The 19,774-nt window shown below is 71.8% G+C and carries 22 protein-coding genes; 13 read left to right on the top strand and 9 right to left on the bottom strand.

Features of this window, described 5'->3' with window-relative positions; translation table 11 throughout:
- Positions 1-42: 42 nt before the first annotated feature.
- Positions 43-729, bottom strand: a complete 687-nt coding sequence (locus FHX68_RS03800; RefSeq protein ID WP_141379068.1) for a DUF4190 domain-containing protein — start codon at positions 727-729, stop codon at positions 43-45.
- A gap of 122 nt (positions 730-851) precedes the next feature.
- Here FHX68_RS03800 and FHX68_RS03795 point away from each other — a divergent pair, with 122 nt between their 5' ends.
- On the top strand, positions 852-1,562 hold the full coding sequence (locus FHX68_RS03795) for a beta-ketoacyl-ACP reductase (RefSeq protein WP_141379070.1): 711 nt from the start codon (positions 852-854) through the stop codon (positions 1,560-1,562).
- A 67-nt stretch (positions 1,563-1,629) separates the two neighbouring features.
- Here the strand turns inward: FHX68_RS03795 and FHX68_RS03790 are convergent, their stop codons facing one another.
- The 3 genes from FHX68_RS03790 to FHX68_RS03780 all read right to left on the bottom strand — a co-directional run bounded on the left by FHX68_RS03790 (position 1,630) and on the right by FHX68_RS03780 (position 4,380).
- The gene (locus tag FHX68_RS03790; RefSeq protein WP_141379072.1) at positions 1,630-2,352 is read right to left on the bottom strand and encodes an alpha/beta fold hydrolase; all 723 of its coding nucleotides are present in this window, start codon (positions 2,350-2,352) and stop codon (positions 1,630-1,632) included.
- Between the two features lie 103 nt (positions 2,353-2,455).
- A complete protein-coding gene (serB, locus tag FHX68_RS03785; RefSeq protein WP_141379074.1) occupies positions 2,456-3,091 on the bottom strand; it encodes a phosphoserine phosphatase SerB in 636 nt (211 codons plus the stop codon).
- Positions 3,092-3,135: 44 nt separating this feature from the next.
- Entirely contained in the window at positions 3,136-4,380 is a 1,245-nt protein-coding gene (locus FHX68_RS03780; RefSeq protein WP_141379076.1) for a glucose-1-phosphate adenylyltransferase, read from the bottom strand.
- A 47-nt stretch (positions 4,381-4,427) separates the two neighbouring features.
- Between FHX68_RS03780 and glgA the strand changes: the two genes are divergently transcribed.
- The 4 genes from glgA (at position 4,428) to FHX68_RS15140 (ending at position 7,620) form a co-directional block, all read left to right on the top strand.
- Positions 4,428-5,621: a glycogen synthase gene (glgA, locus tag FHX68_RS03775; protein ID WP_141379078.1), complete on the top strand. Its 1,194-nt coding sequence runs from the start codon at positions 4,428-4,430 to the stop codon at positions 5,619-5,621.
- A 9-nt stretch (positions 5,622-5,630) separates the two neighbouring features.
- Positions 5,631-6,422 carry an ABC transporter ATP-binding protein gene (locus FHX68_RS03770; RefSeq protein WP_141379080.1) on the top strand — a complete coding sequence of 264 codons (792 nt, stop codon included), beginning with the start codon at positions 5,631-5,633 and terminating at the stop codon, positions 6,420-6,422.
- Between the two features lie 118 nt (positions 6,423-6,540).
- Positions 6,541-6,792 (top strand): type B 50S ribosomal protein L31, encoded by a 252-nt coding sequence (locus FHX68_RS03765; protein ID WP_141379082.1) that lies wholly within the window; start codon positions 6,541-6,543, stop codon positions 6,790-6,792.
- A 66-nt stretch (positions 6,793-6,858) separates the two neighbouring features.
- The gene (locus FHX68_RS15140; protein ID WP_170214176.1) at positions 6,859-7,620 is read left to right on the top strand and encodes a hypothetical protein; all 762 of its coding nucleotides are present in this window, start codon (positions 6,859-6,861) and stop codon (positions 7,618-7,620) included.
- A gap of 81 nt (positions 7,621-7,701) precedes the next feature.
- On the opposite strand, the gene FHX68_RS03755 is transcribed toward FHX68_RS15140, so the two are convergent.
- Positions 7,702-8,559: an exonuclease domain-containing protein gene (locus FHX68_RS03755; protein WP_229661499.1), complete on the bottom strand. Its 858-nt coding sequence runs from the start codon at positions 8,557-8,559 to the stop codon at positions 7,702-7,704.
- 36 nt (positions 8,560-8,595) lie between these two features.
- Between FHX68_RS03755 and FHX68_RS03750 the strand changes: the two genes are divergently transcribed.
- Positions 8,596-9,495, top strand: coding sequence for an alpha/beta fold hydrolase (locus FHX68_RS03750; RefSeq protein WP_141379084.1), 900 nt, complete (start codon positions 8,596-8,598; stop codon positions 9,493-9,495).
- On the opposite strand, the gene FHX68_RS03745 is transcribed toward FHX68_RS03750, so the two are convergent.
- A complete protein-coding gene (locus tag FHX68_RS03745; RefSeq protein ID WP_141379086.1) occupies positions 9,455-10,015 on the bottom strand; it encodes a CGNR zinc finger domain-containing protein in 561 nt (186 codons plus the stop codon). The genes FHX68_RS03750 and FHX68_RS03745 overlap by 41 nt on opposite strands.
- A 55-nt stretch (positions 10,016-10,070) precedes the next feature.
- Between FHX68_RS03745 and FHX68_RS03740 the strand changes: the two genes are divergently transcribed.
- Complete coding sequence (locus FHX68_RS03740; RefSeq protein WP_141379088.1) at positions 10,071-11,153, top strand: EamA family transporter; 1,083 nt, start codon at positions 10,071-10,073, stop codon at positions 11,151-11,153.
- On the opposite strand, the gene FHX68_RS03735 is transcribed toward FHX68_RS03740, so the two are convergent.
- Entirely contained in the window at positions 11,089-11,562 is a 474-nt protein-coding gene (locus FHX68_RS03735) for an Lrp/AsnC family transcriptional regulator (RefSeq protein WP_141379090.1), read from the bottom strand. The genes FHX68_RS03740 and FHX68_RS03735 overlap by 65 nt on opposite strands.
- Before the next feature lie 176 nt (positions 11,563-11,738).
- Here FHX68_RS03735 and pdhA point away from each other — a divergent pair, with 176 nt between their 5' ends.
- The 3 genes from pdhA to FHX68_RS03720 are packed head-to-tail and all read left to right on the top strand — an operon-like array spanning position 11,739 to position 15,359.
- Complete coding sequence (gene pdhA, locus FHX68_RS03730; protein WP_141379092.1) at positions 11,739-12,872, top strand: pyruvate dehydrogenase (acetyl-transferring) E1 component subunit alpha; 1,134 nt, start codon at positions 11,739-11,741, stop codon at positions 12,870-12,872.
- Position 12,873: 1 nt separating this feature from the next.
- Complete coding sequence (locus FHX68_RS03725) at positions 12,874-13,911, top strand: alpha-ketoacid dehydrogenase subunit beta (protein ID WP_141379094.1); 1,038 nt, start codon at positions 12,874-12,876, stop codon at positions 13,909-13,911.
- Positions 13,908-15,359 carry a dihydrolipoamide acetyltransferase family protein gene (locus tag FHX68_RS03720; RefSeq protein WP_141379096.1) on the top strand — a complete coding sequence of 484 codons (1,452 nt, stop codon included), beginning with the start codon at positions 13,908-13,910 and terminating at the stop codon, positions 15,357-15,359. The genes FHX68_RS03725 and FHX68_RS03720 overlap by 4 nt, the downstream gene beginning before the upstream one ends.
- A 126-nt stretch (positions 15,360-15,485) precedes the next feature.
- Here the strand turns inward: FHX68_RS03720 and FHX68_RS03715 are convergent, their stop codons facing one another.
- On the bottom strand, positions 15,486-16,142 hold the full coding sequence (locus tag FHX68_RS03715) for a TetR/AcrR family transcriptional regulator (RefSeq protein ID WP_229661492.1): 657 nt from the start codon (positions 16,140-16,142) through the stop codon (positions 15,486-15,488).
- 126 nt (positions 16,143-16,268) lie between these two features.
- On the opposite strand from FHX68_RS03715, the gene FHX68_RS03710 reads away from it, so the two are divergent.
- The 3 genes from FHX68_RS03710 to FHX68_RS03700 all read left to right on the top strand — a co-directional run bounded on the left by FHX68_RS03710 (position 16,269) and on the right by FHX68_RS03700 (position 18,878).
- Positions 16,269-17,444, top strand: a complete 1,176-nt coding sequence (locus FHX68_RS03710; RefSeq protein WP_141379098.1) for an acyl-CoA dehydrogenase family protein — start codon at positions 16,269-16,271, stop codon at positions 17,442-17,444.
- Positions 17,445-17,523: 79 nt separating this feature from the next.
- Positions 17,524-18,078: a MaoC family dehydratase gene (locus tag FHX68_RS03705; protein ID WP_141379151.1), complete on the top strand. Its 555-nt coding sequence runs from the start codon at positions 17,524-17,526 to the stop codon at positions 18,076-18,078.
- The gene (locus FHX68_RS03700) at positions 18,075-18,878 is read left to right on the top strand and encodes an HpcH/HpaI aldolase/citrate lyase family protein (RefSeq protein ID WP_141379100.1); all 804 of its coding nucleotides are present in this window, start codon (positions 18,075-18,077) and stop codon (positions 18,876-18,878) included. The genes FHX68_RS03705 and FHX68_RS03700 overlap by 4 nt, the downstream gene beginning before the upstream one ends.
- Before the next feature lie 264 nt (positions 18,879-19,142).
- On the opposite strand, the gene FHX68_RS03695 is transcribed toward FHX68_RS03700, so the two are convergent.
- Positions 19,143-19,748: a histidine phosphatase family protein gene (locus tag FHX68_RS03695; RefSeq protein WP_141379102.1), complete on the bottom strand. Its 606-nt coding sequence runs from the start codon at positions 19,746-19,748 to the stop codon at positions 19,143-19,145.
- Positions 19,749-19,774: the final 26 nt, after the last annotated feature.

The raw sequence follows: 19,774 nt of genomic DNA, 5'->3' as shown, positions 1-19,774 counted from the left end.
GCGGCGGCCGCCCGAGCGACGCCGCGCCACGGATCAGGAGTACTAGGACGAGCCCGACGAGACGGCGACGACGAAGAACAGGAACAGCACACCGAGCAGGAGCAGCGCGACGCCCGCCCAGCCGATGATGACGCCGGCGAGGGCCATGCCGCGGCCGCCCTCGCCCGTGCGCTTGATCTGACCGAGTGCGATGTGGCCCATGATCGCCCCGGCGACCGAGCCGACGAGCGGGAGGATCCAGAGGAAGCCGACGATCGAGAGCACCAACGAGGCGACGGCCAGACCGTTGGTCTTGCGCGTCGGGTAGGCGCCGTAGCCGTAGGGCGCCACCGGCGGAGCGCCCGGGGTCGTCTGCACGGGGTAGCCGCCGTACGCGCCCTCCGGCGTCGCGCCGTACGCGGGTGCTGCCCCGTAGGCGGGCGGGGCGCCGTAGGCGGGCGGGGCGCCGTAGGCGGGCGGGGCATAGGTCGGGGGTGCGTAGGCCGGAACCTCGCTCGACGGCGCGACCGGCGGATACGGCGTGGTGTCGTACGCGGGTGCCGCGGGAGCGACGTAGGATGCGGCGTCGTACGCCGGCGGAGGCGGCGTGAGCGGGGCCGTCGGGTACGCGGCGGAGTCGCCGTACGGGGTCGGGTCGCCCTGCTGCGCCGCCGCGGTGTCGGATGCCGTTTCGGGCGCCGTCTCGGGGTGTGCGGGCTGCTCCGACTGGGGGCCGGTGGGATCGGTCACGATGGGCTCCTCTCGCCTGCCGTCAGCCTACCGGGCCGGGGCACCGGCAGTAGGCTGGTGCGGTCTTCGCCGCGGCTGCGCCGTCGCGAGGGCATCCCCGCGTCCCGAACCTCAGGAGCAGCATGTCCACTGGCAGAGTCGTCCTCGTCACCGGCGGAAACCGCGGCATCGGCCGCGCGATCGCCGAGCGTTTCGTCGCCGAGGGCTACCGCACCGCGGTGACCGCACGTTCGGGCGAAGGCCCCGAGGGCACGATGACCGTGCGCGCGGACGTGACCGATGCGGCGTCGCTCGACGCCGCATTCACCGAGGTCGAGCGGGCGTGGGGGTCGGTCGAGATCGTCGTCGCGAACGCGGGCATCACGAAGGACACGCTCCTGCTGCGGATGACCGAGGATGACTTCGACTCGGTCGTCTCGACGAACCTGGGCGGCACGTTCCGCGTGGTCAAGCGCGCCTCGAAGGGCATGCTGCGCGCCCGCTGGGGCCGCGTCATCCTCATCTCCAGTGTCGTCGGGCTCTACGGGTCGGCCGGGCAGATCAACTACTCCTCGTCAAAGGCGGCACTCGTCGGGTTCGCCCGGTCGCTGACCCGCGAGCTCGGCGGTCGCGGCATCACCGCGAATGTCGTCGCCCCCGGGTTCATCGAGACCGACATGACGGCGGAGCTGCCGGAGGAGACCCAGGCCGAGTACAAGCGCAGCATCCCCGCCGGTCGCTTCGCGACGCCCGACGAGGTCGCCGGCGTGGTCGCCTGGCTCGCGTCGGACGACGCCGCCTACGTCTCCGGCGCGGTCATCCCCGTCGACGGCGGCCTCGGCATGGGTCACTGACCGCCGCCTCCCCGGAAACCGCTTCCGCGGGAGCGTCCTCCTCGGATGCCTCCTCCTCGGGAGCACTTCAGGCCGGGGCATCCTCCCGCGGGGCGTCCTCCGCGAATGCCTCGACGAGTGCGCGAGCGAGGGCGGCGGGCGCGCTGAACTGCGGCCAGTGACCGGTGCCGAGGCGCACGACCGTGGCGTCGTCGATCGCCGCGAACTCCTCCGCATACGGACCCCACCGGGCGAGCTCGGCGCGGAGCGCCGCCTCGTCGAGCGACCCCATGAGGAGCGTTACCGGCACGCCGAATCGCCGGTCGTCGTCGAGGGTGACCGGCGAGGTCGGCGCCTGGGCCGGAATGCTCCGCGTCAGCGGCGCCGTCGCCGCGCGGGTATCCGCGTCGAGGTCGGCGGTGTCGGGCGCGTCGAAGAAGTCCCAGCCGGGGAACGGCACCACCCCGTCGACGACGTCGAACTCCGACACCTCGCGCCCGGGCGCCGGCGGCACGGTGTCGACGAACACGACGCGCGCGACGCGGTCGGGGCGCGCCGCCGCAGCGCCCCAGACGACGTTGCCCCCGCCGCTGTGGCCGACGAGACCCACGGGACCCTCGTGCCGGTCGATCTCCGCGGCCACCGCCGCCACCCAGTCATCCATGATGATGTCGGCCGTCTCGGCGGCGGTTCCGCCGACGCCGGGAAGGGTGAGCGGGACGGGCGTATGGCCCGCCTCGCGGAGCGCGGGGAGCACGGGATCCCACGACGACGCCGTCAGCCAGAGCCCGGGAACGAGAATGACTTCCATGGCCCGACGGTAGTGCGTGCCCCCGACACCGAGAAGACCCCCGTCACTGGGGAGCCCCCGGGCACAGAGACCCCCACCATGAGGGCCGGTGGCAGCGACCCGGTCAGGGCAGCAGGGGGATGAGCTGACGCAGATCGACGGGGCCGACGACGAGGTCGGCCTGCGCGCGCACGGCGGGCTTGGCGTTGAACGCGATGCCGAGCCCGGCGACGGCCATCATGCGCAGGTCGTTCGCGCCGTCGCCGACGGCGATCGTGCGCTCTAGTCCGATGCCCTCGGCCGCCGCCCACTCCTGCAGCGCGGCGGCCTTCGCCGCGGCATCCACGATGCCGCCGTCCACCGTTCCGGTGAGCGCTCCGCCGGCCGACGCGAGCCGGTTGGCGCGCCACCGGTCGACGCCGAGCGCGGGCGCGACGGTGTCGAGCACCTCGAGGAACCCGCCCGAGACGACGGCCGCCCGACCGCCGCGTCGGTGGATCTCGGCGATCAGCTCCGCGGCGCCGGGAGTCGGCTCGACGCGGGCGAGCACACGCTCGAACGCGGCGAGCGGCACTCCCGCGAGCGCCTGGACGCGCGTGCGCAGACTGGTGGCGAAGTCGACCTCGCCGCGCATCGCGGCCTCGGTGGCGGCGGCGACGTCGGCCCCGCGCCCCGCCTCGTCGGCGATCAGCTCGATGACCTCGTTGCGGAGCAGGGTCGAATCAGCGTCGAACACGACGAGGAACCGGGCGTCAGGCACCCGACCAACCTACCGGGCGCCGCGCGTCGTCTCCGCGCGCCGCGTCACCGTGCGACGCGCGCGTTCTTCCCGACCAGCGTGATGCCGCTGTCGGTCACCGTGAACCCGCGCGACAGGTCGAGCGCCCGATCGACGCCGACCGTCGCACCCGGCTCGAGCACGACGTTCTTGTCGAGGATTGCGCGGTGCACGCGCGCGCCCGCGCCGACGTCGACGTGATCGAACAGCACCGAATCGGTGATCGTCGATCCGCCCGCCGCGAGCGTCCAGGGACCGACGACCGACCGCTCCAGATGCGTGCCCGACAGCACCGATCCGAGCGAGACGATCGAGTCGATCGCGTTGCCGATGCGCCCCACCCCGTCGCGCACGAACTTCGCCGGCGGTGAGTTGACGGCCTGCGAGTGGATCGGCCAGTCGGTGTTGTACAGGTTGAAGATCGGCAGCGTGGAGATGAGATCCATGTGCGCGTCGAAGAACGAGTCGAGTGTGCCCACGTCGCGCCAGTAGTCGCGATCGCGATCGGTCGAGCCGGGCACGTCGTTGCGCTTGAAGTCGTAGACCGCGGCCTCGTCGCGTCCGACGAAGTAGGGGATGATGTCGCCACCCATGTCGTGGTCGGAGGTGGGCAGTTCGCCGTCCGCCTCGACGGCGGCGATCAGGGCATCCGCGTCGAAGATGTAGTTGCCCATCGATGCGAGCACCTCGTTCGGGCTCTCGACGAGTCCGTCGGGGTTCTGCGGCTTCTCCAAGAAGTCGCGGATCGTCACCCCGTCGGCCGGGTCGACGTCGATGACCCCGAACTGGTTCGCGAGCGAGATGGGCTGCCGGATGCCCGCGACCGTCGCCTTCGCGCCCGACTCGATGTGCGCGGCGAGCATCTGCTGGAAGTCCATCCGGTAGACGTGGTCGGCACCGATCACCATGACGATGTCGGGCTTCTCGTCCAGCACGAGGTTCAGGGACTGCAGGATGGCGTCGGCCGACCCCGAGAACCAGCGCTTTCCGAGGCGCTGCTGGGCGGGCACGGATGCCACGTACGAGTTCAGCAGCGCCGACATGCGCCAGGTCTGCGAGATGTGCCGGTCGAGCGAGTGCGACTTGTACTGGGTCAGCACGACGATCTGGCGGAGGCCGGAGTTGATGAGATTCGAGATCGCGAAGTCGATGAGGCGGTACTGCCCGCCGAAGGGCACCGCGGGCTTGGCGCGGTCTTCCGTGAGGGGCATGAGACGTTTGCCCTCGCCGCCGGCGAGGATGATTCCGAAGACCTTCGGCGCTGCTGGCATGGCCCCACACTATGCCCCCCGCGCGGCGTTGTACTAGCGTTCGAGACATGCGCGTCGACATCGTCACGAAGGAGTATCCGCCGGAGATCTACGGGGGTGCGGGAGTGCACGTGACCGAGCTCGTCACGGCATTGCGCGCGAGCATCGAGGTGCGCGTGCACGCCTTCGGTGAGGAGCGCGACGAGCCCGACACGAGCTCTTATACGGTGCCGGTGGAGCTTCAGGAGGCCAATCCGGCGATCCAGACGCTCGGCGTCGACCTCGAGATCGTCGGCGACGTCGCGGGGGCCGATGTGGTGCACTCGCACACCTGGTACGCGAACTTCGCCGGTCACCTCGCTTCGCTCCTGCACGGCATCCCGCACGTCGTCACCGCGCACTCGCTCGAACCGCTCCGGCCGTGGAAGGCCGAGCAGCTGGGCGGCGGCTACGCCGTGTCGAGCTACATCGAGCAGACCGCCTACGAGCACGCCGCCGCCGTCGTCGCGGTGAGCGAGGGCATGCGCCGCGACATCCTGCGCAGCTACCCGGCGCTCGACCCCGCCAAGGTGCGCGTGATCTACAACGGGATCGATGTGGATGCCTGGCATCCGCGTTCCGACCCGGCGCTGCTGGAGCGGTTCGGCATCGACCCGGACCGACCCTCCGTGGTCTTCGTCGGGCGCATCACGCGGCAGAAGGGTCTGCCGTACTTCCTCCGCGCCGCCGCGCTCCTCCCGCCGGAGGTGCAGGTCGTCCTCTGCGCCGGGGTCCCCGACACGCCGCAGATCCTGGCCGAGGTCGAGGGCCTCGTGCGCGATCTGCAGCAGACGCGCGACGGCGTCGTGTGGATCGACGAGTTCCTGCCGCGACCCGACCTCTGCGCGATCCTCACGTCGGCCACGACCTTCGTCTGCCCGTCGATCTACGAGCCGCTCGGCATCGTGAACCTCGAGGCGATGGCGTGCGGGGCCGCGGTCGTCGGCACCGCCACCGGCGGCATCCCCGAAGTCGTCGTCGATGGCGTCACCGGTCGTCTCGTGCCCATCGACCAGGTGCAGGACGGCACCGGCACGCCGACCGACCCCGACCGCTTCGTCGCCGACCTCGCATCGACCCTCACGGAGGTCGTCTCCGACCCCGAGCGGGCGCGCGCGTACGGTCAGGCCGGTCGGGAGCGCGCCGCGACCGAGTTCAGCTGGCAGGCGATCGCCGACGCCACGGAGGCGCTCTACCGCGAGGTGGCGCAGGCCTCCCGATAGGCTGGGAGCATGCCCCAGGTCCTCGAGTTCGCCGACGTCGTCGTGCGCCGGAACGCCCGCAACATCGTCGATCACGTCGATTGGACGGTCACCGACGACCAGCGCTGGGTGGTGCTCGGCCCGAACGGGGCCGGCAAGACCACGATCCTGCAGCTGGCCGCGACGCTTCTGCACCCGACGTCGGGCGAGGTGACGATCCTCGACGAGCGCCTCGGACGCACGGATGTCTTCGAGCTGCGCCCGCGCATCGGTTTCGCCTCGTCGGCGATGGCCAGGCGCGTGCCGCCGGAGGAGACGGTGCTCGACGTCGTGCTGACGGCGGCGTTCTCGGTGCTCGGTCGCTGGAACGAGGAGTACGAGACGATCGACGAGCGCCGTGCGCGGCGCGTGCTGGGGGAGTGGAAGCTCGACCACCTGGCCGACCGCACGTTCGGCACGCTGTCGGACGGCGAGCAGAAGCGCGTGCAGATCGCCCGGGCGGTCATGACCGACCCCGAGCTGCTCCTGCTCGACGAGCCGACTGCGAGCCTCGACCTCGGCGCCCGGGAGGAGCTACTCGGCCTCCTCGGCGGCTACGCGCAGGCGCCGACCACGCCCGCCATGGTGATGGTCACCCACCAAGTCGAGGAGATCCCGGTCGGTTTCACGCACGTGCTGCTGCTGCGCGACGGCGCCGTCGTGGCGGCGGGGCCGGTCGAGGAGACCCTCACCGCGCAGAACCTCTCCGACACCTTCGGCATGCCGATCGCCCTGAGCGTCGAAGACGGCCGGTACGCGGCCCGCGCGACCTCCGGCGCCTGACACGCTCCACGACCGGTTCTCGATTCCGTCCGCAGACTGGTAGAATCGATCCTTGGTGCATCCGCACCGCAGACTTCCCGCGCTCTGGCAAAATCCAGGGCACCACGTAAGGAACCTCATGAAGACTGGCATCCACCCCGAGTACCAGGCGGTCGTGTTCCGCGACCTCAGCTCCGGCGACACGTTCCTGACCCGTTCGACGGTCACGAGCGACAAGACGATCGAGCTCGACGGCGTCACGTACCCCGTCATCGACGTCGAGATCTCATCGTCCTCGCATCCGTTCTACACGGGCAAGCAGCGCATCATGGACTCGGCCGGTCGCGTCGAGAAGTTCAACCAGCGCTTCAAGAACTTCGGCGGCAAGTAAGCCGCCCCGCGAAAGCCCCGCTTCGGCGGGGCTTTCGTCGTTCCGCGGACGTGGAATGCTGAGTCCATGGCCACTCCCGCGCCCGACGAGCTCGCCGCCCTGCGCGCCCGCGCCTACGGCCGCGGCGGCCAGGCGCTGTCCGCCGAAGAGCGCGCCCGCCTCGCCGCCCTCGAGGCCGGGTGGCGCGCCGCGGGGGACGACGGGGAGGCGGATCCCCCCGCCGTGCAGTCCGGGTCGTCCGCCGCCGGCGAGGCCTCGATCGGCGACCGTTCCGCCGAGAGCGACTCCGCCGAGAGCGGCCCCGCCGGACACGACGACACCGACAGCGATGCCGTGCCGGCGGCTCCGGCTGCCCCGACGACGACGCCCCGGGCGCGCCGACGGGCGTGGATCCTCGCCGCCGTCGGCGCGGTCGCGGTCGCGGCCGGCGTCACGGGCGGATTCGCGCTCGGCCGGGCGACCGCGTCCAACGCGCTTCCCGCCGCCGCGGCGCAGCCGTTCCTGCCGCTCGGCATCGACACGGAGCGCATCGAGGCCTCCCGCGGCGTCGTCCTCGCCCAGAGCACCTGGGACGAGCTGCATCTGCTCGGAGGTGCCGGCGACCTGCTGGTGTGGTGGGGCACGAGCGGCGCGCAGACCTGCATCGCGATCGAAGCGCGCGACCTGTCCTTCGCGCGGGCGTGCGGCGACACCGCGGAGGTGCGCAGCGACGGTCTCGCCGCCGCGGTCGGCTACCAGAGCGACGGTGCGCTCACACAGGTGACTGTCCGGGCGAACCCCTATGCGGGCGTGCTCGTCATCACGCGCGACAACGCCGCGGTCGGCTGATCACGCACCGGCCACACCGGCCGATCACGCCGGCCGGCTCCGTCCGGTGATGCCGTCTGGCGATCCCCACCCGCGGACGGATCAGCGGATCGGCCAGCTGCCGTCGACGGCGTCGGTCGGGTCGAGTCGGCCGACCCGGATGAAGTACTCCGTCAGGCTCTCCGCCTGCGTGCGCGCCCAGCCGATCTGCTGGGTGTGCAGCTCGTGCACCGGCGCCGCGAGCCCGAACCGGCGCGCGAGCGCCTGCGCGACGCGGCCCGCGGCGATGGCATCCGCCGCCGCATCGTGCGCGCCGACGAGCGGAACGGCGTAGTGCGCGGCGACCACCTCGAGCGTGCGCTTGCCCTTCCGGTAGCGATCGTGCGCCTTGTCGAGCACGAGCGGATCGATCACCGGCGTGGGGTCGAGGATCGGCGCGACGCCGTGCCGGAGCGCCTCGTACTTGAGCAGCGAGAAGTCGTACGGCGCGTTGTAGGCCACCACCGGCACGCCGGCGGCGAAGAGCTCGCGGAGCGCGCCGACGACCTCCGCGACGACCTCGGCGGCGGGGCGGCCGTGCCGCCGTGCGTGCTCGGTCGTGATGCCGTGCACCGCCGTGGCACCCTCGGGGATCTCGACGCCCGGATCGCTCAGCCACGAGCGTGCAGACCGGGCCGACCCGTCGGGTCCGAGCAGGCCGACGTGCGCCGTCACGATGCGGTCGGACGTGACGTCGACGCCGGTCGTCTCCAGGTCGAACACGCCGACGGCGTCGGTCCAGTGCGCGGCGCGCGCCGAGGGCTGAGCGACGGATGCCTTGGCGACGGATGCCTCGGCGGGGCGTGTCTCATCGAGCGCGCGGCGCGGGGGGACGCCCGCCGGCTCGTCCGCCGCGTCATCCCAGAGCGGCAGCTGCTCCCCATGGTCCATGCCTTCGACGGTATGCCCGACCTCCGACAGCGCGGCGACGCCACGCGGCACTCGTAGACTCGAAGGATGACCGTGCCCTCCCCGTACGCCGAGCGGCTGGCCGCGATTCCCGTCGAACGCCGCGAGATCGCGGTGCTCGGGGGAACCACGGCGTACTGGGTGTACGGCGACGCGGACGCCGAGACGACGCTCCTCGCGGTGCACGGCTACCGCGGCGACCACCACGGGCTCGAGCCCGTCGTCGCGCACCTCGACGGGGTGCGGGTGATCTCGCCCGATCTCCCCGGCTTCGGCGACACCGATCCGCTGCCCGGTCGCACCCACGACCTCGACACCTATGCCGCGTGGCTCACGGCGTTCGCGGCGCAGGTCGCCCCCGGCGCCCCGGTGCTCGGACACTCGTTCGGCTCGATCGTCGTCGCCGCGGCGGTCGCGGGCGGGCTCGACACCCCCCAGGTGATCCTCGTCAACCCGATCGGCGCGCCCGCGCTCGAGGGGCCCCGAGGCATCCTCACCCGCCTCGCCGTCTTCTACTACTGGGCGGGCGCGAAGCTGCCGCGGCGGCTCGGCGACGCGCTGCTGCGGAACGGCGTCATCGTGCGCGTCATGAGCCTGTCGATGGCGAAGACGCGCGATAAGGCGCTGCTCGCCTTCATCCACGACCAGCACGACACCTACTTCTCGAAATTCAGCGACCGCGACGTGCTGCACGAGGGGTTCGTCGCGTCGGTCTCGAACGACGTGCGCCGCTTCGCGCCGCAGATCGCCCAGCCGACGCTCCTCATCGCCGCCGATAAGGACGACATCACGCCGATCGAGGCGGAGCGGCATCTGCAGACGCTCTTCCCCGACGCCGAGCTCGTCGAGATCGCCGACGTCGGGCACCTGATCCACTACGAGACGCCGCAGGTCGCGGCATCCGCGGTCAGGCGCTTTCTTCGGCCTTCCGGCGCCGGTACGCGATGACGTTCATGCGGTTGCCGCAGTTGCCGGTGTCGCAGTAGCGCTTCGACCCGTTCTTGGAGAAGTCGACGTAGACCGACTCGCAGTCGTCCGCCGCGCAGACGCGCACACGATCCCACTGGTCGGAGCGGATGACGTCGACGAACGCGAGCGCCGACTCGACGAGCATGCGCACCGACAGCGGCGCCTCGGACTCGGTGGCGTGGATGTGCCAGTCGAACTCGTCGTGGCGGACGAGCTGGGGGAGTGCCTGCCCATCGCGGAGCATGGCGTTCACGAGGGGCACCGCCTCGTCGCGGCCGACGCTCCACAGCTCGAACAGCCGCGGGCGATTGTCGCGCACCGCCTCCAGCTCCTCGTCGTCGCGGTGGAAGGTGCCGGTGTAGGCGTACTCGTCGAGATAGGCGTCGAAGTCGGCCTGGGTGACGAGCCGGTCCATGCCGTCGGAATCGGTTTCGGGCAGCGTGTTCACGAGGGCCGCCGCGACCCGCAGCGACATCTCCGTGTCATGGATGAAAACCATATTGACTCCTGACATTCATCGGCAGTACAGTCACCAGTGTACGCACGGTTCACTCATGACATCCCTGGCAGGACCGCCGGTGACCCAGACCGCCCCCATCGAGATCATCGCCTCGACCTCGCCCGCGCTGCCGCTCCCGGTGAACGCGCCGGGCACCCGTCCGATCGCGCGACACCGCACGGGCGGCATCGTCATCGCCGTCGTCTCGGCCCTCGCGTTCTCGTCGAGCGGGCCGCTCGTCAAACCGCTGCTCGGGGCGGGCTGGTCGCTGTCGGCGGCGCTCCTCGTGCGGATGGGGCTCGCCGGCCTGATCCTCTCGCCGGCGCTGATCGCCGCGGTGCGGCGCGAACGCTCGTTCCTGCGGCGGCACTGGCGCTCGCTCCTCGCCTTCGGCCTGATCCCGGTCGCGGGGTGCCAGCTCCTCTTCTTCTCTGCCATGCAGCGCATGCCCGTCGCGGTGGCCCTGCTCATCCAGTACCTCGCCCCGGTGCTGCTCGTCGGGTTCGTCTGGCTGCGCACCCGACGCGCGCCCTCGCGGCTCGTGCTGATCGGATCGGTCGTGGCCGTCGTCGGCCTCGTGCTGGTGGTGGATGTCTCCGGCGCGCGCTTCGACCTCCTCGGCACGCTCCTCGCGCTCGGGGCCGCGGTGACGGTGTGCGTCTACTTCACGATGAGCGAGCGCACCGGCGACGACCTGCCGCCGCTCGCCCTCGCCGCCGGCGGGCTGATCATCGGAGCGCTCACGATGGCGGTGGTGGCCGCGGTCGGGGCGATCCCGTTCGCCGCCCCGGCCGTGACGGTGACCTTCCGCGGGATCGACGTCCCGGGCATCCTGCCGATCCTCTGGGTGGGCGCGGTCGCCACGACCCTCGGCTACGCGCTCGGGGTGATGGCGGTGCCGCGCGTGGGGTCGCGTCTCGCGTCGTTCATCGGACTCAGCGAGGTGCTCTTCGCCCTCGGCTTCGCGTGGCTGCTGCTCGGCGAGACCCTGGCCCCGATCCAGTTCGTCGGCGGCGTCGTGCTGCTCGCCGGCGTCGTGCTGGTGCGATTGGATGCCGCGGAGGCGGACGCCCTCACTGCTCGCGGCGCACCGACTCCAGAATCGGCCGGATCCGGTAGCCGATCACCTCGCCCATGACGAGGGAGGTCTCGGTGCGCTCGACGCCCTCGATCGACAGGATGCGCGCGTCGACGTCGAACAGGTGCTGGGTGTCGCGCGCCGCGACGCGCACCATGAGATCGATCTGACCGCTGAGGCCGTGCGCCTGGATGACCTCCGGGATCTCGGCGATCTCCGCCGTGATGCGGGGGATGTCCGCCTGGCGCACGATGACGCTGACCATCGCCTCGATCGGCAGCCCGAGCGCCGCCGGCGACATGGCGCGCTCGAACGACTGGAAGACCCCCGAGCGCTCCAGGCGCGCCATCCGCGCCTGCACGGTGTTGCGGGAGAGGCCGAGCCGGTCGGCGAGAGCGACGACGGTCGCCCGGTGGTCATCGGCGAGTGCCTTCAGCAGGTCGAGGTCGACGCGGTCCAGGGATCCCATAGTGCACAACGGTATCAGGACTGACACCCGTCCACTGCGCAACATGCTCAAGCGTGGGTCGGATGCTTGAGCGACGTGCGGGGCGGACGTAGCCTCGGGATCAGCCGGCGACGATGCCGGCGTCCGGAAGCGCCGGGTCCACGAGACCCCCGCGCCCCGCCGAAGGAGTGACGACGATGCACACCCTGACCATCGATCCGATGCACGCGGCCGACACCGATTCCGTCGCGCAACTGCTCACCCCGATCGGCGACCGCATCGCCGATCCGCGCCTGGATGCCTGGGTGGACGGCACCGGCGCCGCACTGGTACTCGACGCGCCGGCCCTTCGCGCCCTCTACCGCGACATGGCGATCACGCGGCGCCTCGACGGCGAGGGCGTCGCCCTCCAGCGTCAAGGCCACCTCGGTCTGTGGGCGCCCGCGCAGGGGCAGGAGGCGATCCAGGTCGCGAGCGCCCGGGCCTGCCGCGGCGACGACTTCCTCTTCCCGAGCTACCGCGAGCTCGGCGTGCTCGTCACGCGCGGGGCGAGCGCCGCCGAGCTCGTGCTCGGCTGGCGCGGTGAGGTGCACGGCACGTTCGACCCGTACGCCCTGCACGTCGCGACGCCGCAGATCATCATCGGCGCCCAGTCGCTGCACGCCGTCGGCTACGCCATGGGCATCCAGCGGGACGGTACCGACCAGGTCGCGGTCGCCTACTTCGGTGACGGCGCGACGAGCCAGGGCGACGTCAACGAGGCGATGGTGTTCGCCTCCTCGTTCCGCGCGCCGGTGGTCTTCGTCTGCTCGAACAACCAGTGGGCGATCTCCGAGCCGGTGTCCGTGCAGTCGCGCTTCCCGATCGCGGGGAGGGCGCCCGCCTTCGGCATCCCGAGCATGCGCGTCGACGGCAACGACGCGATCGCCTGCACCGCCGCGATGCGGTGGGCGCTCGACCGGGCCCGCTCGGGTGAGGGTCCCGCGTTCATCGAGGCGGTGACCTACCGGATGGGTCCGCACACGACCTCCGACGACCCGACCCGCTACCGCGAGGCATCCGAACTGGAGCTGTGGCGCAGCCGCGACCCGCTCACGCGGCTCGAGGCGCACCTCCGCCGCACCTCGGCGTGGGACGACGCCTTCGCCGACGAGGTGGCGGCCGCCGGAGACGCTCTCGCGGCGGGCATGCGCGAGGCGGCGCTCACGGCGCAGTCGCGCCCCGCGATCGAGGTGCTCGACGACGTGTACGCCGAGCCGCACGTCGGCCTCGGGCGGCAGCGCGAGCGGTTCGCGGCCTACCTCGACGGCTTCGCCGACGAGGAGGTGTGAGATGACCGAGCAGCACACCGCCGCCGGACCCGCGACCCTCACGATGGGGAAGGCGCTCACCGCGGGCCTCCGCTCCGCCATGACCGGCGACGACCGAGTGGTCGTCATGGGGGAGGACATCGGCCGTCTCGGCGGCGTCTTCCGGATCACCGACGGACTCCTCGACGAGTTCGGCGCGGGTCGGGTCATCGACACCCCGCTCGCCGAGTCGGGCATCGTCGGCACCGCCGTCGGTCTCGCGTATCGCGGGTTCCGCCCGGTCGTCGAGATCCAGTTCGACGGGTTCGTCTACCCGGCATTCGATCAGATCGTGTGCCAGGTGGCGAAGCTCCACTACCGCACCCGCGGACAGGTGAACATGCCGATCACGATCCGCATCCCGTGGGCGGGCGGCGTGGGCGCGGCCGAGCACCACTCCGAATCGCCCGAGGCCTACTTCGTGCACACCGCGGGCCTCCGGGTCGTGGCCGTCTCGAACCCGCAGGACGCGTACACGATGCTGCAGCAGGCGATCGCGTGCGACGACCCGGTCGTCTTCTTCGAGCCGAAGCGGCTCTATCACACCAAGGGTGCCGTCGACCTCGGCGCCGACATCGCCGACGCGGCCCCGATGGGGCTCGCGCGCGTGGTGCGCGAGGGGTCGGACGTCACGCTCGTCGCGTACGGTGCGCAGGTCACGACGGCGATGGATGCCGCGACGGCGGCCGAAGACGACGGTGTGTCGATCGAGGTCGTCGACCTGCGCTCGCTGTCGCCCGTCGACTACCGCACGCTGTCGGCGTCGGTGCGGAAGACCGGTCGGATGGTCGTCACGCACGAGGCGGGCGGCGAGGCGGGCGTCGGCGCGGAGCTCATCGCGAGCATCACCGAGCAGTGTTTCCACCACCTCGAAGCGGCGCCCGTGCGCGTCACCGGGCACGACATCCCGTATCCGCCGGCGAAGCTCGAGAAGCACCACCTTCCCGATCTCGACCGCATCCTCGACGCGGTCGACCGGGTGCTCGACCGCCCCAACAGCCTCTCGGAGGTGGCCCTGTGAACGCGGAGTTCCGGCTGCCCGATCTCGGCGAGGGACTGCCCGAGGCCGAGATCGTGCAGTGGCTGGTCGCCGAAGGCGACGAGGTCACCCTCAACCAGCCGATCGCGGAGGTCGAGACCGCGAAGGCGATCGTCGAGCTGCCCTCGCCGTTTGCCGGCACCGTGCAGACGCTGCACGCCGCGGCCGGTGACGTCGTCGCGGTCGGCAGCCCGCTGATCGTCATCGGTGTGCCGGGGGAGGAGCCTGGGGAGGCGGCGTCCGCGCCGGTGCAGCCCGAGGCGGAGGCACCCGCATCGACGGAGCCCGAGGCGTCGGCCGAACCGGCTTCGGCCGAGTCGGAGGCCGCAGAACCCGAGAAGGCCGTGCCGAACCTCGTCGGATACGGCGCCGCTCCGCGGGCGCAGGGACGCCCGCAGCGGCGAGCGGTGCGGCGAGGCGCCGGTGCTGCGCTCGGCGAGCACGGCCGGTCCGGGGCATCCGACACCGCCGTGCTCGCCGCGGCGCCGCACGACATCGTCGACAGCGCGCCGCCGCTCGACGTGCGCCACGAGCGCCCCCGGTCGACACCGCCGGTCCGCCAGCTCGCCAAGCAGCTCGGCGTCGACCTCGCCCTCGTCGAGGCATCCGGAGTCACCGCCGTCATCCGCCGTGAGGACGTCGAGCGTTTCGCCACGCGGATGCCCGCGGCCCCGCAGCCTGCGCAGCCGCAGGTTCCGGACGCGCCGCGCGGCCCATCGCATGACGGCACCCGCGAGACGCGCACGCCGATCCGGGGCGTGCGCAAGGCCACCGCCGCGGCGATGGTGCGGAGCGCCTTCACCGCCCCGCACGTCACGTGCTTCCTCGAGGTCGACGTGACCGAGACGACGCGGTTCATCGCGGGTCTGCGCGCCGACCCCCGGTTCGCCGAGCAGCGCATCGGCCTGCTCGCCGTCGCGGCGAAGGCGGCGTGTCTCGCGCTCCGCGCGGAGCCGACGCTCGGATCGAGCTGGGACGAAGAGGCCGGCGAGATCGTCACCCACCATTACGTGAACCTCGGAATCGCCGCGGCGACCGAGCGGGGGCTCATCGTGCCGAACATCCCCGATGCCGATCGGCTGACGCTGCCGCAGCTCGCCGAGGCGATCCGAGACCTGGCCGCGACCGCACGCGCCGGGCGCGCGACGCCCGCGTCGCTCAGCGGGGGCACGTTCTCGATCACGAACTTCGGCGTGTTCGGAGTGGATGCCGGCACGCCGATCCTCAACCCGCCGGAGGCGGGGATCCTCGGGCTCGGCACGGTGCGGCGGCGCCCGTGGGAGTTCGAGGGCGAGATCGCCCTCCGCGACGTGCTGACCCTCAGCCTGTCGTTCGATCACCGGCTCGTCGACGGCGAGCAGGGAGCGCGCTTCCTCGCCGCCGTCGGCGACGTGCTGCGCGAACCCGGGCGAGCGATGCTGCTGAGCTGAACCGCGCGCGACGGGCCGGTCGGTGCGCATGCCGCCCGGCCCGTCGAGCGCCGCGGCGGCGCCGTCGGCGGTCGGCCCGCGTCTCATCCGCGCTCGGTCCGCGCTCAGTCCGCGCTCAGTCCGCGCTCAGTCCGCGCTGAGCGCGGCAAAGGCCATGTCGGCGAGGATGTCGTGCACGTCGGCCTCGGACGGCGCGTCGCGCAGCGCCCGCACCGAGTACGGCGTCGAGTTGATGAGTCCGAAGCCCGCGTGCGCGCGCAGGCGCAGGTCGCGGGCGGGGCGGGTCGGATGCAGGCGCGCGAGCACGCTCGTCCAGACATCCACGTACTCGCGCTGCAGCCGCCGCACGCGGTGCCGGTCGTCGTCGTCGAGGCGCGCGAGGTCGCGATCGTGCACCCGGATGACGTCGGCGCTCGACACGGCGAAGTCGACGTGGAAGTCGATGAGATCGCGCAGCTGATCCGAGGCATCCACCCCGCCCTCGACGACCCGAAGCCCGCCGCTCAGCAGTTCTTCGCTCGTCCGCACGAGGATCGCGCCGAGGAGTGCGCGCTTGCTCGCGAAGTGGCGGTAGACCGCGGGGCCGCTGATGCCGACCGCCGCGCCGAGGTCTTCGAGGCTCACCCCGTCGAAACCCTGGGCGGCGAACAGCCGGGCCGCTTCGCGGAGCAGGGCATCCTGACGCTTCGCCTTCGCGAGACCGCGACCGGTCGTCGCTTCGGAGGGCGTGGTGGATGCCTCGGGGGGTGTCTCGCGGGGCGTCTCGACGGGGTGCATTGCCATATCAGTTAATCCTCGCTAACCTGGCGATACTCGGTTAGTGAACACTAACCCGAGTTGCGACGTCCGGCACAGCGCCCGCTGCGGCCCGTGATCGGATCGTGACCGCCCCGCATCGAAGGAGATGACATGGCTGTGCTCGACCTATCCGCCTACGGCCTCACGGAGGAGCAGCGCGAGCTCGCGGCGATGGTCCGCACGTTCGCCGACGAGGTGGTCGCGCCGCAGGCGTATGAGGCCGATCGCACGAAGACGCTCTCCATGGACGTCGTCCGCGGCATGGGAGAGCTGGGACTGTTCGGTCTGCCGTTCCCCGAGGAGGTCGGCGGGCAGGGCGGCGACAGCGTCGCCCTCGGTCTCGCGATCGAAGGGCTCGGACGGGTAGACCAGTCGGTCGCGATCACACTCGAAGCGGGGGTGTGTCTCGGCGCGATGCCGGTGTTCCGGTTCGGCACCGACGCGCAGCGCGGGGCGCTGCTGCCCGACCTCCTCGCCGGGCGCGCCCTGGCCGGATTCGGTCTCACGGAGCCCGAGGCGGGATCGGATGCCGGCGGCACCCGCACCACGGCGCGGCTCGAGGGCGACGAGTGGGTGATCGACGGGTCGAAGCAGTTCATCACCAACAGCGGCACGCCCCTCACCCGCTTCGTGACGGTCACCGCGGTGACCGCTCCGGCCCCGAACGGTGGTCGGGGCGAGATCTCCACGATCATCGTGCCGAACGGCACCCCGGGATTCACGGTCGGTCCGGCCTACGACAAGGTGGGCTGGCACGCCTCCGACACCCACCCGCTCACGTTCGACGGGGCGCGCGTGCCCGCCGAGAACCTGCTCGGGGAGCGGGGACGCGGGTTCGCGAACTTCCTCAGCATCCTCGACGAGGGACGCGTCGCGATCGCCGCGTTGTCGACGGGTGCGGCCGAAGGATGCCTCGAAGCGGCCCTCGACTATGCCGGGAGCCGACAGGTGTTCGGTCAGGCGCTCGGCTCGCGCCAGGCGATCCAGTTCATGCTCGCGCGCATGCAGCTGCGCGTGCACAACGCACGCCTGGCGTGGCTGCACGCCGCGCGGCTGCGCGACGCGGGGCGGCCGTTCGGCGCCGAGGCGGCGATCGCGAAGCTCACTGCGTCGGATGCCGCGATGGACAACGCACGCGACGCGACGCAGATCTTCGGCGGCAACGGCTTCATGAACGAGTACCCGGTGGCCAGGCACTATCGGGACTCGAAGATCCTCGAGATCGGCGAAGGCACGACCGAGGTGCAGCTGCTGCTGATCGCCCGCGCGCTGGGCCTCGGCCGGTGACCCCGGGTAGCGTGGCATCGTGAGCGATTCCCGCCCCGAACCGGCCACTGCAGCAGTGGCGCCGGCCGCCGACGCAGCGATACACGCGGCCGACGGCCTGGTTCGGCACGTGCAGCGCGGTCTCTACGTCGAGGAGTTCGAGGTGGGCGCGGTGTACCTCCACCGCCCCGGGCGCACCGCGACCGAAGCCGACAACGTGCTCTTCTCCTCGCTGACCATGAACACGCAGGCGCTGCACCTCGACGCGGCTTTCTCCGCCACGCAGCCGTTCGGCCAGCGCCTCATGAACTCGATGTGGACTCTGGCGACGATGGTCGGCGCCTCGGTCGGCCAATTGACCCAGGGCACCCTCGTCGCGCAGCTGGGGCTCGGCGACGTGAGCTTCCCGCATCCGCTCTTCGCCGGCGACACCCTGTACACCGAGACCGAGATCACCGAGGTGCGGCTCTCTCGGTCGCGGCCCGGGCAGGGGATCGTCACGATGGCCCACACCGGGCGCAATCAGGACGGTGAGATCGTCGCCCGCGCGACGCGCACCGCACTGATGTGGTGCCGGCCGGATGCCTCGGATTCGGCGTCGGCGGAGACCGAGGCATCCACACCGACCGCACATTCTTCGACGGAGGACGCATGAGTTTCGCTCTGGGACCGGCCCTGTTGTTCTGCCCGGCCGACCGGCCGGAGCGGTTCGCGAAGGCGGCGGAGCGCGCCGATGCCGTGATCATCGACCTGGAGGATGCCGTGGCGCCCGCGGCGAAGACCGCCGCGCGCGGCGCACTGATCGACGCGCACCTCGATCCGGCGAAGGTGATCGTGCGGGTGAACGCCCTCGGCACGGCGGATTTCGACGTCGACATGGCGACGCTGTCGCAGACCGATTTCCGGCTCATCATGCTGCCGAAGGCCGAGTCGGCGAAGAAGATCGTGCGGATCGACACGCGATTCGAGGTGATCGCACTGTGCGAGACCGCGCGGGGGATCGTCGCCGCGGAGAAGCTGGCCGCCGCGCCGAACGTCGTGGGGCTGATGTGGGGCGCCGAAGACCTCGTCGCCTCGCTCGGCGGCACCGGCAGCCGCAAGAAGGGAAGCGGGTATCGCGACGTCGCGCGCTACGCCCGGTCGCGTGTGCTGATGGCGGCGGGGGCCGAGCGGATCGCCGCGATCGACGCGGTGCACGTCGACATCGGCGACGAGCGAGGCCTCCGCCGTGAGGCGCGCGATGCGGCGGCGAGCGGGTTCCAGGCATCGGCGTGCATCCATCCCGGTCAGGTGGAGACGATCCGCGCGGCCTACCGCCCCGACGCCGAGACGCTGGCGTGGGCGCACGGCGTGCTCGCTGCCGCGGAGGGGGAGCGGGGCGTGTTCCGCTACGAGGGCCGCATGGTCGACGAGCCCGTGCTGCGCCACGCCCGCTCGGTGCTCGCCCGCGCCTGAGGTCGGGGCGGCGGGGGCCGGGCATCACCCGCGCAACCGCGGAGATCTGCAGATCCGCGGATGCCTCGCGCCCAGGCATCCGCAATTATGCAGATCTCCGCGGTTGCGCACGGCGCGCCGGGAGCCAGCGCGCGGAGATCTAGGGTGCGGCGAAGTCAGGCGTCGCCTGCATAACAGCGGACATCTGCAGATCCGCGGATGCCTCGCGCCCGGGCATCCGCAATTATGCAGATCTCCGCGATCGCGCGGCACCCCGCGCGCGACTCAGTCGATGGGGACGGCGGCGTAGGAGAGCACGCCGAGGCGGTCGCGCTCGACGAGGAACGTGTGCGTCGACGCGTTGGCGAGCCGCTCCCCGGCGAGGGGCAGGGTGTCGCCGCTCGCGTGTCGGATGAGCTGCCCGATCAGCGCGCCGTGCGCCACCGCGATGACGGGCACGTCCTGCGGCGCATGATGGCGGCGGGCGTCGCGCACGACGCGGCGCGCCGCCGAGACGGCGCGGGCGCGCAGGTGCGGGGTCGTCTCGGCCTCGGGCACGTTCTCGCGGTCGAAGGCCCCGAACTTCTCGAGGTACTCCTCGATCGTCATTCCCTCGGCGACGCCGTACGACCGCTCCCGCAGCTGCGGGTAGAGGTGCAGCCCGGGCACGCCGAGCGCCTCGGCGATGATCTCGGCGGTCTCCCGCGCGCGGGCCAGATCGCTCGACACGACGACCGGCGACTGTCCCGCGAACTGCGCGGCGAGCGACGCCGCGGTCGCCCGGGCCTGCTCACGTCCGGTGTCGTTGAGCGGGATGTCGGTGGAGCCCTGGATGCGTCGCGCCGCGTTCCAGTCGGTCTCGCCGTGGCGCACGAGAAGGAGAGTCGTCACTCTACGAGCCTACGACGCGGCCGGCG

Origin of the sequence: Microbacterium lacticum, from assembly GCF_006716815.1 — a bacterium.
Lineage (GTDB): Bacteria > Actinomycetota > Actinomycetes > Actinomycetales > Microbacteriaceae > Microbacterium > Microbacterium lacticum.
This window is presented reverse-complemented; position numbering and strand designations above follow the sequence as displayed.

Bases quoted from the DNA above. Each gene is read 5' to 3' on its own strand.
- FHX68_RS03795 (WP_141379070.1), top strand. From the start codon at position 852: ATGTCCACTGGCAGAGTCGTCCTCGTCACCGGCGGAAACCGCGGCATC.
- FHX68_RS03790 (WP_141379072.1), bottom strand. From the start codon at position 2,352: ATGGAAGTCATTCTCGTTCCCGGGCTCTGGCTGACGGCGTCGTCGTGG.
- FHX68_RS03780 (WP_141379076.1), bottom strand. From the start codon at position 4,380: ATGCCAGCAGCGCCGAAGGTCTTCGGAATCATCCTCGCCGGCGGCGAG.
- glgA (WP_141379078.1), top strand. From the start codon at position 4,428: ATGCGCGTCGACATCGTCACGAAGGAGTATCCGCCGGAGATCTACGGG.
- FHX68_RS03770 (WP_141379080.1), top strand. From the start codon at position 5,631: ATGCCCCAGGTCCTCGAGTTCGCCGACGTCGTCGTGCGCCGGAACGCC.
- FHX68_RS03765 (WP_141379082.1), top strand. From the start codon at position 6,541: ATGAAGACTGGCATCCACCCCGAGTACCAGGCGGTCGTGTTCCGCGAC.
- FHX68_RS15140 (WP_170214176.1), top strand. From the start codon at position 6,859: ATGGCCACTCCCGCGCCCGACGAGCTCGCCGCCCTGCGCGCCCGCGCC.
- FHX68_RS03750 (WP_141379084.1), top strand. From the start codon at position 8,596: ATGACCGTGCCCTCCCCGTACGCCGAGCGGCTGGCCGCGATTCCCGTC.
- FHX68_RS03745 (WP_141379086.1), bottom strand. From the start codon at position 10,015: ATGGTTTTCATCCATGACACGGAGATGTCGCTGCGGGTCGCGGCGGCC.
- FHX68_RS03740 (WP_141379088.1), top strand. From the start codon at position 10,071: ATGACATCCCTGGCAGGACCGCCGGTGACCCAGACCGCCCCCATCGAG.
- FHX68_RS03735 (WP_141379090.1), bottom strand. From the start codon at position 11,562: ATGGGATCCCTGGACCGCGTCGACCTCGACCTGCTGAAGGCACTCGCC.
- pdhA (WP_141379092.1), top strand. From the start codon at position 11,739: ATGCACACCCTGACCATCGATCCGATGCACGCGGCCGACACCGATTCC.
- FHX68_RS03725 (WP_141379094.1), top strand. From the start codon at position 12,874: ATGACCGAGCAGCACACCGCCGCCGGACCCGCGACCCTCACGATGGGG.
- FHX68_RS03715 (WP_229661492.1), bottom strand. From the start codon at position 16,142: ATGGCAATGCACCCCGTCGAGACGCCCCGCGAGACACCCCCCGAGGCA.
- FHX68_RS03710 (WP_141379098.1), top strand. From the start codon at position 16,269: ATGGCTGTGCTCGACCTATCCGCCTACGGCCTCACGGAGGAGCAGCGC.
- FHX68_RS03700 (WP_141379100.1), top strand. From the start codon at position 18,075: ATGAGTTTCGCTCTGGGACCGGCCCTGTTGTTCTGCCCGGCCGACCGG.